We start from the raw sequence: 2616 nt of genomic DNA on the forward strand, positions 1-2616 counted from the left end.
CCCTCACGGTCTTCAACCCGGCCACCGGCCAGGCCATCGCCAGCACCCCCGACGCCGACCCGCAGCAGGTAATCGAAGGCCTGATGATGCGTTTGTCTGACGCTGCTCAATGAAAATGCCCGACGCGCGTGGTCGGGCACTCTCGATCACTACAGGCGCGGGCCCAGTACCTTCAGGGCGCCTGCCTCAGCGGGTGTATCACGAGGTGGTGTAGTTGCTCAGCAGTACGCCCAGCACCCCTCTGAAACGGCCGATATCGTCGTGGTTGATCGCGCCGCGGTGGTTCACGCCAATGAAGGTGCCGGCCTTGACTGCACGCGATTCATCCGGTGGGGTAATGTGCCAGAGGCTCAGGTCCTGGCGCGCCCCGGTGCCGGTATCGTTCCAGACTTCCGCGTTGTTTCTGAAATCGCTTTCTTCGAGGTCGCGGCACAGGCTTTCATGCACGCAGATAAGGTTTTTCTTCATGCTGTCGGGCACCGAATAGCCGTCCGAGCCCAGCACCATCAGGTCGCCCAGTGCGCGATAACCGGCAGGCGGTACCGCTCGCCAGCATGCGTAGTCACGCGACTTGCCGGAGCCTGTATCGGTCCATACCAGGGTGAAGCTCACCGGTGCCTTGAGGTAACCCAGCTCATACAGGTCGCGCAGCAGCACGCTGCGCCCATCCGCGCCACTGGCGTGGTTGGGTTGCGCGAACTGGCCGCCGTACTTGTTGACCTCGTCGGTGGAGGGTGCCCAGACCGAAAGGTCGCGCTTGGCCCCGGAGCCGCCATCGTTGCCCACGCAGATCATTGGCGGCTGACGGTTGATGGTCAGTACCTGCTGTTGCTTGGGCACCGGGTTGATCTTGCTTTGCAGCCATTCAGGGAACGCCTGGGCGAGTGCATCGCGGCGTTTCTGGTCCGCCACCAGCAACCAGATCGGCGCCAGGCTGTCGTCCGTGAAGTCCATCAGCACCGCGTAGTTGAGCAGGCTTGCGGACCATTCGGCAAACGCACTGTGTTTGTCATCGTCGTGGAAGATTCGGCTGGCCAACCCTGGTTTTCCGCCGACGGTCTGCAAGGTGAACTCCGACACTGAACGGAAGTTTTCAATGTCCTTGCCCAGCTTGGATGCGTTGTCCACCTTGATTTCACCCACCAGCGCCTGGTAGGAAGCCTGGGCGATAACGGACACATCGTAACTGCTGTTGGTACGCAATGATTTGGTCGCGGCACTGTAATCGATCCGCCCGCCAACGACGGCTTCGCTGATGTAATAGGCGCCCAGGGTGTCAAATACTTCGTGTGCGGGTACCTGATTGTTTTCCAGCAACTCGCGTACTTCGGCTTTCAGGTATTTTTGCAGCCGCGTCGGACCAGGCAGGTTGATCTGCCACAACCGATGCACCTCGCGCACGGTGTTGTAGGTAGTCTCTTCCTGTGACAGCGAGGTGCTGTTGTAGGCAACTTTCAGCGATGCGGAGAACAGTTTGTAGTTGCCCGCGACGCCGACCGACTGCCCCAGTTCCTCACGGTACAGCTCGATGGTGTTGCCCTGTACCTGCCGGAAATCGGAACGGTACAGCATGTTGACATTCATCTCCTGGTTGTAGCGATACACCCGTCCGTCGATTTCGACTGTTCGGTCGTCACCCCCTGGCAAGTCAAACAGACCCTGGCCCATCGTACTTTCGGTGCGCGCGAACTCTCCGTTCACGTTATAACCAAGCCCTATGACATCTGCGCCTGGCAATAGCGGCTCGTTTGATCCGACCATGGACAAATAACGTGTGGTGGGCGCTCTGTTAAACATTTATGAACTCCTTGTAAATAAGCATTTCATTGATGTCAATTGGCCATGACGGAGTGACTGTAGGAGTGTTCTACAGTGTGCGCAAATTCATAAACGAAGTTTTATCGTGTCAGTGGGCGCATGACGGTGATGGAAATTACCGTAGTCTGCGCTGCAACCCTTGCAGTGCGCGGCATTCCGGGTTACAGGTGATGGCAGGATGCCTTTAGTTGTGGCATCGCCGGAGCGCCTTATGATGACCACCCCCCCTTTGCCAGGAATGGCGCCCCGCAAACGTGACGTGCGTCTTGCGGTTTTACTCTTGCTGGTTATCTGTTTTTCGCTGGCATCGCTGACCTTGTGGAAAGTCTGGTCGTCGCGCGAGCGTGCCTTGAGCGAGGTCAATGGGCACAGCCTCAACCTGACCCAGGCACTGGACACCTACGCTGAAGGCGTCATTCGCCAGAGCTCGATGCTGTTGCTGGGGATTGGCGAGCGCCTCGAGGTGGATGGCGACGGGCCGCGCCAGCTCGAACGGCTGCGTTCGCTGGTGCAAGAGCAGGACAACCTGCTGACGCAGTTGCATGGCATCACCATCTACGACGCTGACGGAGGCTGGTTGATGTCGTCGAACGGCCCGGTGCCGGCCGGGGCCAACAGTGCCGACCGCGAGTTCTTCATTCATCACCGCGACAGCCCGTCGCGCGAGGTGTTCATCGGCCCGCCGATCCAGAGCCGCTCCACCCAGGAATGGGTGATTACGGTGAGCCGGCGCTTCGAGCGTACGCCGGGGCAGTTTGCCGGGGTGATCGCGGTGACGCTGGGGGTGGAGAATTTCCT

2 protein-coding genes are annotated in these 2616 nt (G+C 59.5%); one reads left to right on the forward strand and one right to left on the reverse strand.

Annotation, left to right across the window (positions count from 1 at the left end):
- Window positions 1–198: 198 nt before the first annotated feature.
- A complete protein-coding gene (locus KUO17_RS26260; RefSeq protein WP_217978460.1) occupies window positions 199–1572 on the reverse strand; it encodes an MAC/perforin domain-containing protein in 1374 nt (457 codons plus the stop codon).
- A gap of 484 nt (window positions 1573–2056) precedes the next feature.
- Between KUO17_RS26260 and KUO17_RS26265 the strand changes: the two genes are divergently transcribed.
- On the forward strand, window positions 2057–2616 hold a 560-nt coding region (locus KUO17_RS26265; RefSeq protein WP_425274903.1), incomplete at its 3' end, for a PDC sensor domain-containing protein.

The sequence above is a fragment of the Pseudomonas aegrilactucae genome (assembly GCF_019168305.1).
Classification (GTDB): Bacteria; Pseudomonadota; Gammaproteobacteria; order Pseudomonadales; family Pseudomonadaceae; genus Aquipseudomonas; species Aquipseudomonas aegrilactucae.

Coding starts and splice junctions, on each gene's coding strand:
- KUO17_RS26260 (WP_217978460.1), bottom strand. CDS start 1,572: ATGCTGTACCGTTCCGATTTCCGGCAGGTACAGGGCAACACCATCGAG.